Origin of the sequence: Nioella sp. MMSF_3534 (assembly GCF_030732985.1) — a bacterium.
Classification (GTDB): domain Bacteria; phylum Pseudomonadota; class Alphaproteobacteria; order Rhodobacterales; family Rhodobacteraceae; genus Nioella.
Genome location: NZ_JASHJX010000006.1, coordinates 12,352 through 33,096, shown reverse-complemented (window position 1 = coordinate 33,096; position 20,745 = coordinate 12,352). Strand labels below are relative to the sequence as shown.

The window sequence follows — 20,745 nt, the reverse complement described above, 5'->3', positions numbered from 1 at the left end:
GCGTCGATCAGCGCCCGTCCACGCGGAAAAACCGGGTCCATTTCTTCAGCGCCATCATCACGATCTGAAGCGCGATCACCGCCAGCATCGCCACATGCCAGGCCGTGGCGTCTGACAGGGCCTCACCCTTGCGCCAGGTCGAGAGCATCTCGAGCGCATACATCATGGTCATGGTGCTGAGCCAGCTTGGATGCTCGCGGCGGAAGACGGTGCGCCAGCTGAAGGGCAGAGCAGGGTTCACCCAGCCAGACAGGCGCGGGAAGAAGGCCGGGGTGCGCGCGGCCCAGTCGCTGTAGTCCTGGCCGAACTTGTCCGACAGGAAGCGTTCCTCGGCGGCGATGATCCGTTCGAAATAGATCACCAGCACTAGCGCCATCAGCGCCCCCACCCAGAGCCACTGGGTATAGAGCGCCACCCCCATGTAGCCGATCGCATTGGCCAGGTAGAGCGGGTTGCGCACCACGGAATAGATCCCGGTGGTATTGAGCGAATCCGCAACCTGCCCCTTGGTATTCCGCCCCGAGGTGCGCGCGGGCACATATCCCACCGTAAAGGCCCGAAGACCCACACCGGTCAGCACCAGCACGAGGCAGATCGCCTCGTAGATTTCCCCCACGGTGTCGCCGAAGCGCAGCTCGATTGCCTCGCCCTGCCAGATGGCAAAGAAAACGATGGGAATGAACAGTGTCAGAACGAAGCTGCGCCAGCGGAACAGGGTTTCGCCCATGTTCGCGAGGTGGTCATTGATAAGCATGCGGGAGGGTCCTTCCAGAAATCATCGGCCTGAACGGTCGTGCCTGCGGATAGGCCGAAGGCCGCGAAAGGCGCAATAAACCCCGGTTCATGGGCATGGGCTTGCGGTTGAAACCGGGGCTATTGCCCGCGCGAGGGGATCACCCAGTCCTCGCCCCGCGCTGTCGAGATGTATTCCGGCCAGCGGAATTGAAGCGGCGGGGCGTAATCGCAGAGTGGCGGAATATGCTCTTGGGCGGTGCGCTTGCGGAACTCGGCCTGTGCCGTTTCCAACAGGGCCGGGTCGGTCAGGCAGTCGAGCGCCGTCATGGCGATGACCTGCGCCGCGACCTCGGTCATCGGGTCGATCGTTGCCGGATGCCCGCCAAGCGCGTTCATCGCCCAGGCCGGGTAGGCGAAGCCCTCGGGTGCGGCGAGCGCCGGGCGCCCGATATAGAGCCGCACCGTGGGCGCGTGCCAGCAATATTCGGTGTAGTCGTCCGAAGTGAAGTGGCGTTGCGAGGGCGGCAGGGTCCGGCGCAGCCTATGTTCGGCCTCTTCAGGTGGCATGAGCTCCGAGATCATCGGCAGGAAGGGGGCTTCCATGGGCTCCAGCCCCAGTTCGCCCTGAATCGCACGGGCGAAGGCGGCGGCTTCCTCGCCCCACACCGGCGCGCCGACCGCTTCTAGATTGGCATAGGTGGCGCGGGCCATGGCGTGGTTGGGCAGGCCGGGGCGTGATTTCGCCACCCAGTGCCGCCGCCACGAACAGTGGCAGAGCCGTGCCGCAGCCTCGGCGAAATGATCAAGCCCACGGATGATATGTTCGGCCTCGCTGACCTCGCTGATGCGGATAAAATACTGGATCTGCGCGATCTGCGCGGGGATGTTGTCGGCGGTGGCCTGCCCGTGGCTGAGGATGGTTTCGTTCATCGACCAGCTTTGCCCCGGCGCCATCACGTGTTCGCGCAGGGCTTTGGCCGATTGATACATCTGCACCATCGCATCCGTGGCCCCCGGCGCGCGGGCCGCGGCGTGGCTGGCGGGGATGGGCGAGGCATCTTCGCCCGCCATCCAGGTTTCGGGTGCATCACAGGTGAATTCGTAGATGACGCCGTAGCCCACGCCGCAATGGGTGTCCCACCTGACGGTGTTGCACAAGGGCGCCATGTAGAACGGGTGAAAGCTGATCGCGGCATCGAGGTCGTCGTAATAGCCCGCTGCCGCGTGAATGGGTTTTGATCCCCTGACCTTTTCCGCCGGTTCGCCGAAGAACTTGAGCCGCCCGGGGATGTTATGTGCCTCCATCGCCGCCTTGGCCGCGAGGAAGCCGCCGAGTGATCCCATGCCAAGCGCGGAATGCGGATCGGTATGGCCACCCGCATGGGGGCCGAGGCCAGGACGGGGAGCTTTCCGCGGCTCTGCCGCCTGGCAGTTGCCAGGAATGCCGTCATATTCCGCGTAGCCGCCGATCACCGGCCCGTCGCCGTTTGACCATGTGGCGCAGAAGGCCGTGGGCATGCCGGCGCTGCCTTCCTCGACCTCGAAGCCCTCGCGGCGCAGAAGGTCCACGTAATAGGCGCAGGATTTGTATTCGCGCCAGGCGGTTTCTCCGAACTCCCAGATGTCGCGCGTCCAGCGGGAAATCTCGCCCATACGCGCCCTGACCGCTGCCCGCGCCGTGTCTTTTGCCGCCGTCATGCCTGCCTCCGTTTTCAGCACGACGCTAGGACGCTGCCCCCATGGCAGGCAAGCGCTTTTCAGACGGGCGAAATGTGGCCCATGGGCGGCTCTGCCGCAGGCTTGCGGGTTGCAGAGCAAGCAACCAGTGCTAACATGATTGACAAGGTCAAGGAGGACATCATGCCAGACCATATCAGGATGATCATTCGCCACGCGTTCATCGGCTTCGGGATCTCGGTCGCCTTCACGGTGATGATCCTCGCCTTCAATGTCGGCAACCTGTGGCACCTTGTAACCCACACGTCAGAAGGGCCGGTGGCGGTTCTGATGCTGATCGTGTTCGGCACCATCACCTTCGGGTCGGCGCAGATCGGCTACAAGATCATGTCCATGGGTGACGAGGATGACGACCAAAGCGGCGGCAAGCGCGATGCCTTGCCCGTGGCCGATCCGGTCGCGCTTCCGGTTCGGATCACCGACCACTAGCCCCCCACAAGAAAGAAGGCCCGAAGCATGCGCCTCGGGCCTTGGTCTTTCAAAGGTGACGGGACCACCACAACCGTTGGGAATTCAATTCCCGAGGACCTGTATATACAGGTGGGCGCCAGGTAAACGGACCACGGCCCGCACAGAGCCAGCTCCCTCGGATTTGCTTAAGGCCACCGGAATATTACCCGATACGAGAAGGGCAGACCCCGTCAGTTCCCCACATAGGCCCTTCCACGGAGTCCGACAAGGCCAATGCAGGCAATTGCATTTGTTCTTGAATTGTTCCAATCTGGTGGCATGGCAAACGACGCTCTCTTTCCCGATCTCATGCCCGGCCAGTTGCTGGCCCGGGGCGTCTGCCGTCATCTGCGCCAGCATGATTTCGCCAGCCTGGAGGAATTCGTGCCGGAGCGGGGCAAGCGGGTGGATGTCATGGCGCTTGGCCCCAAAGGGGAAATCTGGGTGATCGAGTGCAAATCGAGCCGCGTCGACTTCACATCCGATTCGAAATGGGATGGCTACCTGGAATGGTGCGACCGGTATTTCTGGGCCGTGGATCAGGAATTTCCGACCGATTTGCTGCCAGAGGGCACGGGGCTGATCATCGCCGATGCCTATGATGCGGAAATCCTGCGCTTCGGACCCGAAACCAAGCTCGCCCCCGCCCGGCGCAAGGTGCTGACGCAGAAATTCGCCCGCACCGCCGCGCAGCGTCTGCACGGCTACCGCGACCCCAAACCGGGCAGCATTTGACTAAAACTGTCCCCGCCCCCTTCTTCTTGGCCCAAATACTCCGGGGAGCGCGAGGGGCAGCGCCCCTCGTATGACAGGCCATCAAGCGACGATGCCGTGGGGCAGGGGATCAGCCCTTGGCGCCCTTGCGGATGGTTTCCGCCGCGACGCGCAGTTCCTCGGCGATTTCCAGGGCTTCTTCCGGGTCGAAATCCAGCGGCAGGTCGACGCCGTCGGCCTCTATATAGATGCGGACCATGCCCAGGGTGGTGGGGCCGATCTGCAGATTGGCGGCGATGTCGCTTTCGCTGTCGATGCCCATGATATCCTCCGAGAAACCGGTTTTCCCCTCGATAGGGGCTGGCGAGCGGCCTAGACCCTTGCCCATTACGATACAAGGCAAAATACTGGAACTGCGCGGCATCCACAAAGGGGAAATCGCATGAATGACGAGATCGAGCTGCGGGATCTGGCCATCGGCGATGCCGGCTGGCTGATCCAGCAACATGCGGAGCTCTATGCTCGAGAGGAAGGGTTCGACGCCAGTTTCGAGCCGCTGGTGGCCGAAATCCTTGCCGCCTATCTCCGCACCCGCGACCCTGCCTGCGAACGGGCCTGGATTGCCTGGGACGGGGAGCAGAGGCTCGGCTCCATCTTCTGTGTCAAAGGGCCGGAACCGGGGCAGGCCAAGCTGCGGCTGTTCCTGCTGACCCCGTCTGCGCGCGGTAAAGGGCTTGGCAAACGGCTGCTTGACGCCTGCATCGCCTATGCCCGCGAAAGAGGTTACGGGGAATTGGTGCTCTGGACCCATGCCAGCCACCGGGCCGCCTGCGCGCTCTATGAAAAGGCCGGGTTCACCTGCACCGACAGTCATCCGGTCACCTCGTTTGGGCAGCGGCTGGAAGAACAGACATGGAAGCTGAAATTGACATGACAGAGAGGCTTGCATTCCGGCGCAACGGGGGCTATCCACCCCGCCAGTGCCGCCTTAGCTCAGTTGGTTAGAGCGCTGGATTGTGGATCCAGAGGTCCCCCGTTCAAGCCGGGGAGGCGGTACCACACTCCGATCACATGGGCAGATGCGCCGAAAAGAGACAGTCCCCTGTCCTCAAAGCGCGTGGCCGGATTCGTGGAGGCCTTATATGCTACCTTCTGTCGAACGCGGGTGATCCTGCGTCAGTGCCCCCGCCTGCATTGGCCCTATGGTGCTTCCAAACAGTCCGGCAAGTGGTTCGGGACGTCGAGGTGCCTGCTTTCACTCGTAATTCGCAAAGGTCGGTGCTAGGCATAGTCGCGCTAAGGATGCGGGCAGGCGATTGGGTTAGAGGGATCGGGTTCAGATGCGTATTGCGATGATCGGAACGGGCTATGTCGGGCTTGTTTCCGGAGTGTGTTTTTCGGATTTCGGCCATGACGTGATTTGCGTCGATAAGGACGCCGAGAAGATCGCGCGGCTTGATGCCGGCGAGGTGCCGATTTTCGAGCCAGGCCTGGAAGATGTGATGGTGCGCAACGTGGCTGCCGGACGCCTGACCTTCTCGACGGATCTGAACAAGGCGATTGACGGGGCCGATGCGGTTTTCATCGCTGTTGGCACGCCGACACGCCGCGGAGACGGGCACGCCGACCTGACCTATGTGATGGCCGTTGCCGAGGAGATCGCCAAGGCATTGACGGGCTATGCTGTGATCGTGACGAAATCTACCGTTCCGGTAGGAACCAACCGAAAGGTCAAGCAGGTGATTGCCAAGGCCAATCCTGATGCCGAATTCGACGTGGCCTCGAACCCGGAATTCCTGCGCGAAGGGGCGGCAATCGACGATTTCATGAAGCCTGACAGGGTGATCGTCGGAGTCCAGAGCGAACGCGCAGCCGAGGTCATGGAAGAGATCTATCGCCCTCTATATCTGCGCGAATTTCCGATTGTGACCACCGATCTGGAAAGCGCCGAGATGATCAAATACGCTGCAAACGGTTTTCTCGCCACGAAGATCACGTTCATCAACGAGATCGCTGCCCTGTGCGAACGGGTTGGGGCCGACGTAAAGGAGGTGGCGCGTGGAATGGGGCTTGATGGCCGCATCGGGCAGCATTTCCTGCATGCCGGTCCCGGCTATGGGGGATCGTGCTTTCCAAAGGACACATCGGCCTTGGCCCGGATTGGTCAGGAAAACGCGGTACCGCAGAATATTGTCGAGACGGTGATCCGCGTGAACGACTCGGTCAAGCAGCGCATGGTCGAGAAACTGCGAGATCTCTGTGGTGGCAGCTTCAACGGCAAGACCATCGCAATCCTTGGCGTGACCTTCAAACCCAATACCGACGACATGCGCGAAGCGCCATCGTTGACGATTATTCCGGCGCTCGTTGGGTCGGGTGCCAAGGTGCGCGTCGTCGATCCACAGGGGCGGCGCGAGGGCGAGGCCCTGCTTCCCGGCGTAATCTGGACAGAGGACCCCTACAAGGCTGCGAACAATGCCGACCTGCTGGTGGTCCTTACAGAATGGAACGAGTTCCGAGCGCTGGACCTCAAGAAGTTGGCTCGCCGCATGGCCACGCCGCGCTTGGCTGATTTGCGCAACGTCTATTCCGCAAAGGACGCGAAACGGGCAGGGTTCAACGGCTACGACTCTATCGGCAGGCGAACTATTCCGCCAGCAGAATGCGGATAGACAATGAGCCCGTCTGGCGAAGTCGCCCGGAGTAGGAACCGAGTAAAAAAATACCAGGCTGCCGACAATGCGCACTGTATTTCGGCAACCAACCGCAGACCGCGGTCCAAGCCTGGCCAGTACTGTTGCAACACCCGTTTCTCTGTGCAAAGAACTGCTTCGCGGAATCGGGCTATGGTGCAGGGGGCAAAGGTGCGAATAGGTCAAGTGACATATAGTGTCGAAGACAGATCACCTCTCGCTTTAATTAGTTGAAAAAAAGACGACTTTTACGCGAAACAAGGTTTAGGTTTGGTTCATGAAGGATTCTCTTCCGCTCAGTAGTGAGCTCTACGAACTATATAGTGCAGTGGTCGAAAAGCGGGTTCACGATGTAGACCGCAAGCTCTCGTGCATCCGGGACAAGATCTCTCCAGATGCACCGCAGTACATTCGACAGTCCTATCTGAACTTCTCGCGATTGATCGCAGGATATGCTTCGGTGCGTGAAGTCTGTTTGACGCTGCCGGAAGCAGCCCTGGACGGGGGCGCGATGCAGCGCGATATCATGCTCGGTGGTATCGAGTTTGGCGGCGCACCGGGCGTCAGCCTCGTGACCTGCGCCATGAACCGAACGGATAACCTACTCAAGGCTCTCGGCAGCTGGCTGGCACATTCGCAGGTCTCCGAAGTGATCATCGTGGATTGGAGCTCTCGTGTGCCGGTTTCACAGTCTTTGGAGGACGCAGGGTTCGACGACCCACGCATCCGGGTGATCCGCGTCGAGGATGAGCCTCGCTGGATCCTGTCCTACGCGTTCAATGTCGGCTTCCGTATGGCCAGGTGCGAACGGATATTGAAGGCTGATGCGGATATCGTGATCTCAGATGGATTCTTCGACAGCAATCAGCTGCCAAACCTCGACACCTTCATCGCAGGCAACTGGCGCACGGCTGCGGCAGATCAGGTGCATGTGAACGGTTTCTTCTACACGTCGCGCTCGGCGCTGGCGGCAGTGGGGGGATTCAACGAATTCATCACCACATATGGCTGGGATGACGATGACCTTTACACTCGGCTAGAATCTGCGGGATTCATCCGCCGGGATGTGGCACCGGACACGATCCACCACCTGGATCACTCTGATGAAGAACGCACCGGAGAAGGCGACAATGAGCAGCGCCCTGCTCGTGACGTGATCTCTGCCAGCCCGCGCTTCATGATCCAGCGCAACCGCATCCTGTGCGATATGATGCCGGACTGGAATGGCCAGCGACAATTGCTGCCGCTCAGGTTCACGCAGCAAGACCATCGCATCAGCAGTCTGACCCGTGCCGGACATCATGAAAACGTCGTGCCCGCTCACGTATTCGACGCGGCGTCGCGCCAGATGCTGCAGGAACTCATGTCTTGGGACTATGGTCCGGAAGTGCGTGACCTGAACGCCGAAGCCTTTGAGCGCGTGATGCAGCGCCCACTCGGGGAGCTATCCAAGCAGGCCTTCCTCAACGCGATGGCCAGCCCACCTGACGCGGTTCCGCCAATGCCCGCAGTCGCAGTGCCCCGGAACAAGATTTTCATCGACGCACAGCACGGGCTAGGCAACCGCCTGCGCGCAATCGGATCGGCCGCCGCAATCGCCGAAGCAACGGACCGGGAACTGGTGATCGTTTGGGAACCCGATCACCATTGTGACTGTCATTTCGGGGACCTGTTCGACTTTGATGGCGCCGTAATCGACAAGGGCTTCCTGAGCGACGCCGATGAGATCGGTTGCGATGTCTATAACTACATGACCTCCGAACCCGGCGCTGAGAAAAATGCGCTGATAAGTCTCAATGACGGTCGCGGGGTCTACGCCCGCGCAGCTTTCGTCCTGAACTCCGAGCACAGTCACTGGACTGCCGAGAACACGTTCATCCAGTCGCTGACCCCGGTCAAGATGATCCGAGACCTCGTGGCCAGCGTGCGCAATCCCAATGACGTCACTGCCCATGTGCGCATGGAAGGTGGCAAACAGTTCGAGCATTTGCCCTATGAAAGTGCGGAGAACTGGACGCAGGAAGACCATGACCTTATCGCAGAATGGCGCGCCAAGAGCCATTTCGCGCATTTCATGAAGCGACTCGATCAATTGACGGCCGAAGGGCGTGCTGAGCGGATCTTCGTGGCTGCGGACCGGCCGGAAACCTACGACGCCTTCACCGCTCGCTACGGGTCTCGTGTTGCCTTCCTGCCGCGCACAGCCTATGACCGGTCGGCAGAACAGTTGCGTTATGCGATGGCTGACGCAATCCTGCTATCGCGGGCGCCACTGATGCTGGGCAGCACCTGGAGTTCGTTCTCGGAATTGGCCATGCGGCTGGCACCGGGGGGGATGGCGGTAGAGATGAGCGGGAAGGATTTTTAGTGGCCTCGGCATCCATTCTTGAAAGCAGTCAAATATGAAACCTGTAGCTCTCTCTGGAACCCGTGGCCATGTGCCCGGCCTACCTTTCATGGACACCGCGACCGCAATGCAGCGCGTCGGAAATAATTGCGGCAACCTTGTTTTTCAATATGCAGCCTGCAGCATCATAAACGATCCTATCAATGTGATCGGTCAGGACATTCCGTGGCAACCTGATCGCATAAAGAAAGATCACAAGGCCGTCGTGATTCCATCTGCAAACTTTCTTCGCGAAAACTTTGACATGAGCGGTTTTGTCTCATTTCTTGAGAAATGTGACCTTCCTCTGGTCTTTCTCGGCCTAGGTGCGCAAGCCGACGATTTCAACAAAAGCAGTTTCGATTTCCATTCGAGTATTCTTCGTCTGACCGACCTAATGCGGGAACGCAGTCCCAAGATTTCCATCCGTGGCGAATTCACTGCGCGGGTACTGGAAAAATATCGCCTCAACAATTTTGAAATCACTGGATGCCCCTCAAATTTTATTAACCCGTCTCCTAGTCTTGGCGACATAATTGCAAGAAAACTGACATCGCCCATGAGGAATTTCATCGCCCATGCGGATGAACCCTGGCCGAAAAAACCTACTAAGGCTCAAGTTGAAAGGCGTCTTGTATCCTGGGCTGCCGGAGGACCCGGAATAATGGTCCAGCAGGCCGTTCCAGAGATGATAACCTTCTTACGCCAAAAAAATCCGTTTGCGCTCAATAATAAGGAGCCAAAGTTCGAAGCTAGTCTCGCAAGAGCGTTGATGCCAGGGGAAGAGATCGAGACGTTCCGGACCTTCATGGCGACCAAAATGCGCACCTACTTCAGCGTCGATCAATGGCTAGAAGACAGCAGCCATTTCGACTTTTCCGTTGGATTGCGACTTCATGGGAATATGGCCGCTTGGCAGGCTGGCACACCTGCACTATGGATCACGCACGATTCACGCACACAGGAACTGTCTGAAACCATGGCATTGCCGCATATCGGAATAGAAGATTTCCTTGAGAATTGCGAAACCGTAGAAGACGCTTGGAAGCGGGTTGAGTTTGACAGTTCGACTTACAAAAGCCGCAGAAGAGAATTATATTCAAGAATTTCAGACGTAGCCTCGGTAGCTGGAATTTCCACCAGAGAAGTGAATTAGCGAGAAAAGGGCAGGGCGTCTCGAAATGTCATTCACAAGCACTTTCGGTTTCGGCGTCCTAAATGGCGCTGAGGGTTTGATTGCGGAGATGAAGGAGTGTAAATATGAATTTGGAAATTGGTTTCTCTCAAATGGATCCCTATCTGAGAACGTCGTTTTCACAAGAGAGTTTGAGCGGATTTTTTCTTTAAAGGTCATTTAGGCGCGTATCGCTTTCCCGATGTTGTCGTTTTGTCCAGTATTTGATCAGGATCTAGCAACAGTTTCCAAATGAGTGAGAAGGAGTGACCATGACTAGGCAAACCAGTAAAAGATCAGTAAAATCAGTTGCAAAGGAAGGAGTGAACGAGATGCAAGATGCAATTGTTATTGAGGTGTTCAAAGAGCTTGCAATTCTGAACGGTCATCGCACAGTTGACGGCCGTTGGGAAACGGATAACCCCTGGATTATCCAGAAGACGCTTTCAGATGCGATGTCAATGGTTGAAAAAGCCAAGGCGTCGGTCGATAAGTAGGCTATTCTCGGGGCTGGGTTCAGCACCCGGAACGACCGTGACCGGCTCGATCGACACAGCAGGCTTGGATTGCTCGGATTTCGGCGGTCCAAGTCCTCCAATTAGAATTCAGGCTCTATACCCAAATGACCAAAAAAGCGCTGATTACCGGCATCACCGGACAGGACGGATCCTACCTCGCTGAGTTCCTGCTCGAAAAAGGCTACGAGGTGCATGGCATCAAACGCCGCGCCTCCTCGTTCAACACGCAGCGGATCGACCATATCTACGAGGATCCGCATTCCAACCATGCACATCTCAAACTCCACTATGGTGACCTGACCGATACCTCCAACCTGACACGCATCTTGTCGGAGGTGCAGCCGGACGAGGTTTACAATCTGGGAGCGCAATCCCATGTCGCCGTCAGCTTCGAGGCGCCGGAATATACCGCCGATGTGGACGCGATCGGGACCCTGAGACTGCTGGAGGCGATCCGCTTTCTCGGGCTGGAAAAGACAACGCGGTTCTATCAGGCCTCAACCTCCGAGCTTTATGGCCTGGTGCAGGAAACGCCTCAGCGTGAGACAACTCCGTTCTATCCCCGTTCGCCTTATGCCGTGGCCAAGCTCTACGCCTATTGGATCTGCGTGAACTACCGTGAAGCCTACGATATGTTTGCCTGCAACGGTATTCTCTTCAATCACGAGAGTCCGCGCCGCGGCGAAACATTCGTGACCCGAAAGATCACCCGGGGTTTGGCAAATATCGCGCAGGGTCTTGAGCCATGCCTTTATATGGGCAACATCGATGCACTGCGTGACTGGGGCCATGCCAAGGACTATGTTCGCATGCAGTGGATGATGCTGCAGCAAGACGAGCCGCAAGACTTCGTGATTGCAACCGGCCAGCAGTTCTCGGTGCGCCAGTTCATTTCGTGGTCGGCTGCGGAACTGGGCGTTAAGCTGCGCTTCGAGGGCGATGGTGTGGACGAAGTCGGAGTTGTGGATTCGGTTGAAGGGGCCAATGCTCCTGCGGTCAAGCCTGGCGATGTGATTGTGCGTATTGATCCACGTTACTTTCGTCCCGCCGAGGTGGAAACGCTGCTTGGCGATCCGTCCCTGGCCAAGGAGAGATTGGGTTGGGTGCCGGAAATATCCACACAGGAAATGTGTGCGGAAATGGTCTCCGAGGATCTTAAGACCGCTAAACGTCACGCACTGCTTAAGGAGCATGGAATGGACCTGCCAATTAGCCTGGAGAACGGCTGGTCCATATCGTGAGCGAGGACTTGTAACTTGACACCTGCGCCCATGCCTCTGCCGCTGTACTACCAAGGTAAGTCCCTTGCCGATATGGAGCAGGCGCTCCGAAATGGTTTCCTGAAGGACTCTGGATGGCTCGACAGCGCGGACCGGAAACTCTCGGTCCGTGAAGGAGCGCCGCTGCCCTGGTTCACCTACGGTGCCATCGAGTTCCTGGAACGCGAACTGCCCACTGACCTGTCCATGTTCGAATATGGTGGGGGGCAGTCATCGGTTTACTGGGCCGGCCGTCTTCGCCGACTTGTCAGTATCGATCATGATCCGGCATTCGGTGCATTGATACAGCCGCAGCTGCCGCCCCATGCTGAATTCCGGATTGTCGAGGAAGCGGCACCCTTGCCCCGACTGCTGGAGGAACGGGCACAGGGTCACCCGGTGCTCGTAGACCCTGAACGGAGCGTTCGATCATACCGTAGCGGTCAGTTGAATAACGCCTTCCGAACCTATGCGCTGCAAATTCTGGACAATCCGCCGGATAGTTTCGATGTGGTGGTCATCGACGGAATGGCGCGCGTGCTGTCGACCTGGGCGGCGATCCAGCATTTTCGGCGCGGCGGGTTCATCGTGTTCGACAATTCGGATCGGGATTTTTATCAGCCCGCATTCGATCTTCTGGCGGACTCCGGCTATCGGCGCATAGACTTTGGGGGGCTCGGTCCGATCAATCCCTATGCTTGGTGCACTTCGGTCTTCTACGCATATCGGAACTTCACCAGTGTCCGTTGGTTCGAGGACGCGCGGCAAGTTGAGGTTGAGGCCCTACGGAAACCGAAACTGGGGATCCTGGTCCTCGGCTATAGCCGCCCGCACCACCTGCAATCAGTACTCGAAAGCCTTCGACAGCAGGACAGGCTGGGTTCCACCCATGTTTGGATCGACGGGACGAAGGGACGTGCCGAACTGGCTGGTGTCAACGAAGAGAGCATCGCACTCGCGGAACGCTACGATTTGGCGGAGCTGAGAGTACATCATTCCCATCTGGGCATTGAAAAGCTGATGCTCGATGGATTGGAGTGTATGGCAGCGAAGTATGATTGCGTGTTGGTGCTGGAAGACGACTGTTTTCCCAAACAGGGTGCTGTCGGTGCCTTCGAATCCGAGCTAGCGAGAATCGAGAAGAACCCAAATTACTTTTCTGTTTATGGGCACCATTTTGGGTGCGAAGATCCGGATGATGGTGACTTCTCGCGTTTCCAAGGATGGGGGTGGGCGGCTCATTCGGAGCAGCTGTTGGCGCTTCTACCGGAGTTGAAGCGGCTGTTTCTGCTGGATGAAGAAACCTACTGCGCCGAGATCGCAAGCCGAATGACGGACGACATTCAGGCGAGGCTGGACGTGACCCCGGGGCGCGATGTCCTCAAGGTGCTTGGGCGCGGTTACTCCTGGGACTCTGCCGTGTCCTTTCTATCCGCTGAGCGGGGCATGAAGCACCGTCGCACGCAGGAAGCCAGTATTGCGAACACCGGTATTGTGGCAGAGGTCGGACATTTCAATCGCGATATTCCGTTCTTTCGTCGCCCTCCGTTCAATATGATTACGCTGAATGAAGCCTGGGCGCAGTATGATCGCAGATCGATACCCTGCGACTTCTCGCGTGAAAGCTATGGACTTGAAGGGCTTGATTTGCGTCTTGTGGATGCGCTTGGCGATGAGCCTCCGGGGTTTCTGGTCGAGATCGGTGCAAATGACGGTCTTCGACAGAGCAATTCCGTGCTGCTTGAAAAGCTTGGATGGTCGGGCCTTCTTATAGAAGCTAATCCTGCGAGCTATGCCCGATGTGTCCGAACGCGCCCGAATATGATGACGGCGCATGCGGCCTGCGTCGCATCTGATTTTGAGGGCAGTCATGTGACGCTGACCGATGTCGGCCTGATGGGCATGACGGACCGGAGCATGTTGGAGTCTGAGGATCGAGAGATCTGGATTTCCAGAGGCGAACGATCCGCAGGGATGCCACGACAGGATATAGAGGTTCCAGCGATTCCGATGAGCAGGTTGCTGGACGAGCGACAGGTTGAGCGGCTCGATCTGCTGTTGCTTGACGTCGAGGGGGCAGAGATTGATGTCTTGCGTGGGCTGGATTTCGCTCGTCATGCGCCTCGTCATATTCTTGCTGAAGATGATTATTCTGACGATGTGGGAACATTCTTGATTCAACATGGGTATGAACGGATAGCGAAGCTGTCTGAAAGAAAGTACACTCGAGATTGCCTATACCGTCGCAAGGACCCAGGCGATCCATTCTCCAGTTTTCCGTCGCAATCGACTTGAGGATATCAAAGGTCATGCAGAAAATTTACGTTGCGGGCCACCGTGGCATGGTTGGAGGCGCGATCCTGCGCAAGCTTGAAGCGCGTGTGCATGCGGGAGAGAAGATCGAGATTGTTACCCGCATATCCTCGCAGCTTGATCTGACGGATCAGACGGCAGTGCGGGAATTCATGCAGGCGGAACGGCCGGATGTCGTCATTCTGGCTGCTGCAAAAGTGGGCGGCATTCACGCCAACAATACCTACCCCGCAGATTTCATTTACGAAAACTTGATGATTGAATGCAATGTCATCCATCAGGCCTTTGCCGCTGGCGTACAGCGCCTGCTGCAGCTTGGATCATCCTGCATCTATCCCAAGGGCATTCCGCAGCCAATGCGAGAGGATGCACTGCTGACGGGCACCCTGGAACCCACGAATGAGCCTTATGCCATTGCCAAGATTGCCGGGATCAAGCTTTGCGAAAGCTATAACAGGCAGCATGGAACGGACTACCGTTCGGTTATGCCGACCAATCTTTATGGACCAGGTGACAACTTCCATCCCGAGAATTCGCACGTTCTCCCTGCGCTGATCCGGCGTTTTCATGAAGCCGTTCAGGAAGGCAGCGACGAGGTCGTCATGTGGGGTACGGGCAAGCCGATGCGCGAATTCCTGCATGTGGACGACATGGCCGAGGCGAGCCTGTTCGTCCTTGACTTGGACAAGACGAGCTACAGCGCCAACACTCAGCCGATGCTGAGCCATATCAATGTTGGTAGCGGCACGGATGTTAGCATTGGAGATCTGGGTCGGATGGTGGCCAGAGTGACCGGTTTCGAGGGCCGAATTACCAACGACACGAGCAAACCGGATGGCACCATGCGAAAGCTCATGGACGTAGGCCGCCTTGCCAATATGGGTTGGACTGCGCGCATAGGACTCGAAGACGGGATTGCCGAGACTTATCAATGGTTCCTCGACAATCAGGGCAGCTTCAGAGGCTGAACAATGCCCCTACTGGTTTTGGGACGCCTGCTGGCATAGAACGAATACAGACAGTAGAACGCAGGGTGCGCTTGCAAGTAGAAAAGTCGAGGTCAGGCGAAGTTCGGAATACCGAGCCTGTATCATGCGATCTGAACCGATGGGAAAGACGGAGGCTCGGGCGGAGATGGAAAAAAGCCCTCACATGGCGGCAGGGAGCCTGATCATTGTCGGGTGTGGCGGCGAGTCTGAGATGCTGCCGAGGATCGGTCAGAAGATTGGGCCCGTGGGCCAGATTGCCCTGTTTGATCCAGTTGCCGAAGCGACCAACCACTTGCCCGACTCGCTCAATGAACTCGGGCCGACACAAATCCTCGCGGTTCCGGGTCCCAGGTCAGGCAAGGCTGAGGTGATCCACTATTCGCTGCCGGGACTCGTGGGTCTCGGTCAACCGACAGAGGCTCTGATGGCACTCTTCCCGGGCCTGAAGGAACGGAACAGGACATCGGCGGACCGAATAATCGGCAAGGACCTTGCTGCGCAGCTGGGCGATTTGCCTGATCCTGTGAATTGCGTGATCGATCTGCCCGGAGGCGAAGCCGAGATCCTTGATGCGCTGGACGCCGCGGGCCTGCTGCAGAGACTTTCCTCTCTTTGCGTGCGCTGCGGCGTGGAGCAGTTTTTCGATGGAGCATTGGCCAGTGAAGAGATCGAGAGCCGGCTCATCGAGGGTGGCTTTGCGTTGCGAAGTGTGAACACGGACGATTCCGACTGGCCGGAACTGCATTTCACTGCCGATCCCAAGGCGCGCCGACTTGCCGAGTTGGAGAGTGAGCTAAGCTCACTCGGTTCGACCCTGTCGGACCGTGACCAAAGCCTGAAGAAAGCGCAGGCGGATCTGCAAGCGCAGGCCGAGGAGGGCGAGCAGCGCGACAAGGAAATCGCGACGCTCAGGGAGCAGCTAGCTGCTCGCACGCTTGAGGTCGAACAATCCGTAGGCGAGTTGTCAGAACGGGAAAAGGCCCTGCAGGCAACCAACAGTGAGCTCAAGACCAAGGTGAGATCACTCAGCGCGAAACTGTCCAATCGTGACCAAAGCCTGAAGAAAGCGCGGGCTGACCTGCAAAAACAAACCAAGGCGGTCGAGCAGCGTGACAAAGAAATCGCGACGCTCAGGAAGCAGCTTGATGCCCGCACCCTTGAGATTGAGGAAGTCGGCGGCGACCTCGACAGAACAAATGCTGAACTCGCCAGCAGGGCCTCGGAGCTTGAAAAGTCTGAGGAGGCACTGTCCCGGGCAAATAGTGAACTTGACGAGGCAAGCCGCGCTTTGGCTGCCAGCCTTGCAGCGAATGACGAAGCAAACCAGAAGCTTGAAGGCAAGGAGCAGGAGCTCTCCAGCAAACGCGAAGCGCTTGAGAATGTAGGTGTAGATCTTGCCGATCTACGTCGCCAGCTTTCCCAGAAGCAGGCATTGCTGGATGAACGAAATCAGGCATTGGCTGACCACAGTGCAGAGATCGTGGATCGCGATAAGTCTCTGCATTCAGTCAGAAAAGAGCTGGATGAACTGAACAAACAACTGAAGGACAAGACCGTTGCGCTTGAAAATACTAGGGCGTCGCTAGAATCGAAGGAAGCGGCGCTCGCAGAGCGGGATCAGTCGATTGCTGTCTTAAGCGAAGAACTGGCGGCGGTCAGAGATGACCTGACTGAGAAGAGCGAAGCCCTGGCGAAAACGCAAATGGCTTTGGCAATGCGGGACGAAGCCCTGGAAGAGGCTCGGCAGGCAACGGCGGATCTGAAAACTGCCGTGTCAAGCGCGCAATCGGCTTTGGCAGAGCGCGATGCCATCCTGGCGGAGCGGAAGAATGCTGAAGAGCAGCTCAAGGCTGACCTCTCCGCGCTGCAATCGGAACTGCAGGACCAAGCGCAGGTCGTTGAGGGGCACTCGCAGAAACGTGAAGAGCTAGAAGGGCATCTTGCGGAGCGCGATGCCATCCTGGCGGAGCGGAAGAAAGCTGAAGAACAGCTCAAGGCTGACCTCTCCGCGCTGCAATCGGAACTGCAGGACCAAGCGCAGGTCGTTGAGGGGCATTCGCAGAAACGTGAAGAGCTAGAAGGGCATCTTGCGGAGCGCGATGCCGTCATCTCGAAGTTGCAGGCGAAGGTGGCGGCTGGTGAGGCCGAACTCACCGAGTGTGCGGACCAGCTGTCCGACATCGAGGCGAGGTTGGCCGAAGTCACACCAGCCCTCGAAAGGGCCGAGCGGCGTGCCGAACAGGCCACGACTGAACAAGCCTTCCAAACCAGGGTCAACGCCATGTTGCAGGTCGACCTAGACAATCTACGCACCCGATTTGAAATCAGCGAAGGCAAACGCCGCCAACAGGAGGAACTGCTGCGCAAATTAACTCCTAAGCTGACTCAAGCGTCTGAACATCTTCAGCTTCTACAACTCGCCCAAGCCGAAAAGACGCCCAAGGTGGAGGAACAAGCAGCTCCTAGGTCTGCGAAAAAGAGGCCTGGGGCCAAAAAAGCTTCGACCAAGCAACGTCGGAGTGCGGCCGCATCCAAGCAGGGGAACTGAGGATGGCGTCCGACATAACTACGGATGTTCTGGCAGGCGAACTGGCGGATGCGCTGGCAATGCTGGAAGACTATCGTCAAGACGGAGCGAACGCGGTGGCAGAGCCGCTGCCGAGCCTTCTGGAGCAATGTCAGGCGTTGTGCGAGGACTTCGCCCCACCTGAACCGGTGCGCAGTATTCACCATCTTGCATGTTCCGGCGGCACGTTGATTTCCAAATGCATCGCTGCTCTGCCGAATGTCATGCTACTCAGTGAGATTGACCCGCTCAGCCGCATGCAGGTCGCAGACCTGGGTGAAAAGCCCAAATTCGCACCGACCGATGTTATCCACGCGCTCAATCATGCGAACCGAAAGGTCGATGACGAGATCCGTATGGCGGCCTTCCGTGCCAGCATAGACAGCGTGCTGACAGGTTTGGAACGACGCGGGATGCGCATGGTGCTGCGCGACCACCCGCATTCACAGTTCCATACTGGTGTTGATTACACCGCACGTCCGACCGTGTTGGAGATCCTCCGCACCGCCTTTCCCACACTGTCCCTGGTCAGTGTGCGCCATCCGCTCGATACCTATCTGGCTCTTGCCAGCAACGGTTGGATCGGTTTCGAGCCGGATACGCTGGAAGAGTACAGTCTGAGGACAATGGCCTTCCTGAATCGGCACGAGTCTTCCCCGCTGATAAAATACGAGCAGTTCATCGCTGATCCCGAAGGACAACTGGAACGGATTTGCGAGATCCTCTCGCTGCCCTATGAACCGTTGGCTCTGGATCTGATAGGCGCAGTCCGGATCAGCGGGGACAGTGGCCGAAGCAGCCCGGTCATCGGTGCCCGCCCGCGTAGGCCCGTACCAGAAGCAGTTGAGTCACAGCGCTGTTCTGAGGCCTACACCATCCTTTGTGAGAAACTCGACTACGAACCTTGATCTGTGAAGCCCGCAGATGCGTCGACAAGGCCGGTAAATGGGACTAGAAAGCATGAAACAGATATTAGACACCGGAAAGCCCGTTCAATCCATGCAAACTGGCTCATTATTGTCCGCTTCAACCGTTCTTGTGACCGAGGATGTTCCTGGTCTCGTCTTGCAGGCGCTACTGGGTGCTGGACTCGGTGTTGAACGGATTGATACCGAACAACTCCGCGAAAGGTTGGAGGGGGGCACCGGGCAAATTTCCCTGTTTTGGGATATCCCGTCGGAGACTGTGGCGTCCGCGCTCCGAAACGAGGGACAAGCGGTAGAAATAATAACCGACTGGCTTGATAGGATGCGTGGTCTGCTGTCGCTGATGCGCCGTCACCGCCGAGAGTTGAAGCTGCTTGATGCCCGCCTCGTATCGCCACAAGCCGAGCCTTCTGACCGAGAAAGGCTCGCGTCTGCCCTTGGTCTGGCGAGTTTGCCGGAGGTGCAGCTTGGTGGGGACGGACCTGACGATACCGTGTCACAAATGCTGGCAGTTCTGACCCTTTCCCGCCTGGACATGTTGCGTGACTGTCTTGACGAACTGGAAGCAAACAGTCTGACCTCCGGAAACGATGCATTGGCGACGTCATGGCTCGAACCGGCTGCACAAGGGTTGCGGCGCATTCGCCAATTGTCCTTAGACCTGAAGGACAAGACGGAACAGGACGACAGAGCGCTTGCTGCGGCAAAGGCCGACTGTGCGCGCTTGAGCGCTGAGCTTGCGACGACAGTCTCATCTGCCGAGGCGCATGCACAGGAAATCAGCTTGCTGCGTGATGAACTTGGTGTGCAACTTGCCGAAATGTCGAGGTGCGAAAAGGAAATCAGCTTGCTGCGCGACCAACTTGGTGTGCAACTTGCCGAGATCGCAAGGCGCGAAGAAGATGGACTTCGCAAGGAGGAGCTTCGCGACAAGGCCGCGTATGAATCCGAGCGCGCGCTGTCTCGGGCCCTGACCGATCTGCGCCGCGAAGCGAGAGAGCGTAATTCCCTGCAAGCGCGGTTGCAGGACACCGAAGCGCGCCTTGCTTCGGTTGAAGCGGAGCGAAACATCCTCAGTCAGCAAATGACCGAGATTTATGAGTCGCGGTCCTGGCGGATTACCAAGCCGCTAAGGCAGGTTCGGTTGTTGGTTGCCCCAATACGTGAGGCGGAGCCAAGCAGTCAGGCGGACTCTTGAGCACCATGGCGACTCCTCAGGAAAGGTGCCAAGTAAAGGTATGATCCCTGTCTATTGCTTTGGCGGGTACCGAGACCGGAACCCATTGAGCTATGATGCAATCCGAACCAGGCTCGGTGACAGGGTGAGCTTGGTTGACACTCCGGCAGATGCCCGCCTTCTCGTCATCAGCCACCATGCGGATTTCGACCTTTTCGGCAGTCAGATCTACGAGATGCTAGCGGCGGTGCCGAACCTTCGTCTGGTATTGCTGTCGGAAGAACCTTTCTGGGACAGCATCTGGATGCCAGATCCGGTATCACGCCATCAAGTCCGCGAAACGGTGCACGGCGTTCTCCCTTTCACGGTCCTCAATCATGTGACATCTGACATCTACAAATCGGAAAGAGTTCCATATTTTCTGCTGACCGACCCGCGCTATATTGCGCATTATCGCCCCATGACTGCCCGCAATGCAGGGATGTCGGCGAGAGCATGGCATCATCATTTTTCCCAGGCGCGCGCTGATGCAGTGTTCTTGAACATTCGACGCACGGGGCAAGTTTTTTCTCCGTGCTTTGTCGCTGCTGACATGTGGGCCCTTTCCGTGTATCGCAGCAAGTTTGCGGCGCAATGCATCGGTCGAAGCGTGGTTCGCAAAGGTCAGGGGTGGGAGGACGCGCCTCCACGGCAGGAGTTGGACGACTGGCACCAAGACAAGCTGGTCAGGTTCGATCATTCTTGCCGATACATGTCAGCTTTTGAAAACACGCATCATCCCGACTACGTCTCCGAGAAGATCTATGATGCCTTCGCGGTTGGCGCTATACCGCTTTACTACGCCTCGTCTGACCATCGCGTGTCCCGACTTCTTGGAACCGATGGCTGGCGCAATTTCTTTGATCACAACGATACAATTCCGGTTTTCGATGCAGAACAGCCTGTCGACCAAAAGACCTGCGAAGGCTACGCCAGAACCCAGGAATATCTGGCGCGTCTTTTCGATGACAGGCAGGCTATCGAGGCAGAGTACGAAAGACTTTGCGTCGCGTTGGTCCATGAATTGAATTCGGTGATCTCTGGGCGGCGGACATAGGGTCTCTTAAAC

General features: G+C 57.7%; 17 protein-coding genes and 1 tRNA gene. 15 read left to right on the top strand and 3 right to left on the bottom strand.

The genetic code is table 11. The annotated features are described in order from the left end of the window. Positions 1 to 7: 7 nt before the first annotated feature. Complete coding sequence (locus RBB16_RS03975; RefSeq protein WP_306044917.1) at positions 8 to 754, bottom strand: isoprenylcysteine carboxylmethyltransferase family protein; 747 nt, start codon at positions 752 to 754, stop codon at positions 8 to 10. A gap of 119 nt (positions 755 to 873) precedes the next feature. After that, positions 874 to 2,433 carry an amidohydrolase gene (locus RBB16_RS03970; RefSeq protein ID WP_306044915.1) on the bottom strand — a complete coding sequence of 520 codons (1,560 nt, stop codon included), beginning with the start codon at positions 2,431 to 2,433 and terminating at the stop codon, positions 874 to 876. Positions 2,434 to 2,595: 162 nt separating this feature from the next. Here RBB16_RS03970 and RBB16_RS03965 point away from each other — a divergent pair, with 162 nt between their 5' ends. Further along, on the top strand, positions 2,596 to 2,901 hold the full coding sequence (locus tag RBB16_RS03965) for a hypothetical protein (protein ID WP_306044914.1): 306 nt from the start codon (positions 2,596 to 2,598) through the stop codon (positions 2,899 to 2,901). 300 nt (positions 2,902 to 3,201) lie between these two features. Further along, complete coding sequence (locus tag RBB16_RS03960; RefSeq protein WP_306044913.1) at positions 3,202 to 3,657, top strand: MmcB family DNA repair protein; 456 nt, start codon at positions 3,202 to 3,204, stop codon at positions 3,655 to 3,657. 109 nt (positions 3,658 to 3,766) lie between these two features. Here the strand turns inward: RBB16_RS03960 and RBB16_RS03955 are convergent, their stop codons facing one another. After that, positions 3,767 to 3,958, bottom strand: a complete 192-nt coding sequence (locus tag RBB16_RS03955) for a DUF6324 family protein (RefSeq protein ID WP_306044912.1) — start codon at positions 3,956 to 3,958, stop codon at positions 3,767 to 3,769. Between the two features lie 120 nt (positions 3,959 to 4,078). Here RBB16_RS03955 and RBB16_RS03950 point away from each other — a divergent pair, with 120 nt between their 5' ends. The 13 genes from RBB16_RS03950 (at position 4,079) to RBB16_RS03890 (ending at position 20,733) form a co-directional block, all read left to right on the top strand. Then, on the top strand, positions 4,079 to 4,570 hold the full coding sequence (locus RBB16_RS03950; protein ID WP_306044911.1) for a GNAT family N-acetyltransferase: 492 nt from the start codon (positions 4,079 to 4,081) through the stop codon (positions 4,568 to 4,570). A gap of 48 nt (positions 4,571 to 4,618) precedes the next feature. After that, positions 4,619 to 4,695 (top strand) — tRNA-His (locus RBB16_RS03945). A 281-nt stretch (positions 4,696 to 4,976) separates the two neighbouring features. Then, on the top strand, positions 4,977 to 6,308 hold the full coding sequence (locus tag RBB16_RS03940) for a UDP-glucose/GDP-mannose dehydrogenase family protein (protein ID WP_306044910.1): 1,332 nt from the start codon (positions 4,977 to 4,979) through the stop codon (positions 6,306 to 6,308). A gap of 298 nt (positions 6,309 to 6,606) precedes the next feature. Continuing rightward, the gene (locus RBB16_RS03935; RefSeq protein WP_306044909.1) at positions 6,607 to 8,697 is read left to right on the top strand and encodes a glycosyltransferase; all 2,091 of its coding nucleotides are present in this window, start codon (positions 6,607 to 6,609) and stop codon (positions 8,695 to 8,697) included. Between the two features lie 88 nt (positions 8,698 to 8,785). After that, entirely contained in the window at positions 8,786 to 9,871 is a 1,086-nt protein-coding gene (locus RBB16_RS03930) for a polysaccharide pyruvyl transferase family protein (RefSeq protein ID WP_306044908.1), read from the top strand. 290 nt (positions 9,872 to 10,161) lie between these two features. Next, the gene (locus tag RBB16_RS03925; protein WP_306044907.1) at positions 10,162 to 10,386 is read left to right on the top strand and encodes a hypothetical protein; all 225 of its coding nucleotides are present in this window, start codon (positions 10,162 to 10,164) and stop codon (positions 10,384 to 10,386) included. Between the two features lie 125 nt (positions 10,387 to 10,511). Continuing rightward, positions 10,512 to 11,648: a GDP-mannose 4,6-dehydratase gene (gene gmd, locus RBB16_RS03920; protein ID WP_306044906.1), complete on the top strand. Its 1,137-nt coding sequence runs from the start codon at positions 10,512 to 10,514 to the stop codon at positions 11,646 to 11,648. Between the two features lie 15 nt (positions 11,649 to 11,663). After that, positions 11,664 to 13,961, top strand: coding sequence for an FkbM family methyltransferase (locus RBB16_RS03915; protein WP_306044905.1), 2,298 nt, complete (start codon positions 11,664 to 11,666; stop codon positions 13,959 to 13,961). Positions 13,962 to 13,975: 14 nt separating this feature from the next. After that, the gene (locus RBB16_RS03910) at positions 13,976 to 14,947 is read left to right on the top strand and encodes a GDP-L-fucose synthase (RefSeq protein ID WP_306044904.1); all 972 of its coding nucleotides are present in this window, start codon (positions 13,976 to 13,978) and stop codon (positions 14,945 to 14,947) included. Positions 14,948 to 15,113: 166 nt separating this feature from the next. Further along, positions 15,114 to 17,516 carry a hypothetical protein gene (locus RBB16_RS03905; protein WP_306044903.1) on the top strand — a complete coding sequence of 801 codons (2,403 nt, stop codon included), beginning with the start codon at positions 15,114 to 15,116 and terminating at the stop codon, positions 17,514 to 17,516. Between the two features lie 2 nt (positions 17,517 to 17,518). Further along, positions 17,519 to 18,442 carry a sulfotransferase gene (locus tag RBB16_RS03900; protein ID WP_306044902.1) on the top strand — a complete coding sequence of 308 codons (924 nt, stop codon included), beginning with the start codon at positions 17,519 to 17,521 and terminating at the stop codon, positions 18,440 to 18,442. A gap of 52 nt (positions 18,443 to 18,494) precedes the next feature. Further along, a complete protein-coding gene (locus RBB16_RS03895) occupies positions 18,495 to 19,658 on the top strand; it encodes a hypothetical protein (protein WP_306044901.1) in 1,164 nt (387 codons plus the stop codon). A gap of 124 nt (positions 19,659 to 19,782) precedes the next feature. Next, on the top strand, positions 19,783 to 20,733 hold the full coding sequence (locus RBB16_RS03890; RefSeq protein WP_306044900.1) for a glycosyltransferase family 10 domain-containing protein: 951 nt from the start codon (positions 19,783 to 19,785) through the stop codon (positions 20,731 to 20,733). The last annotated feature ends 12 nt before the right edge of the window (positions 20,734 to 20,745 follow it).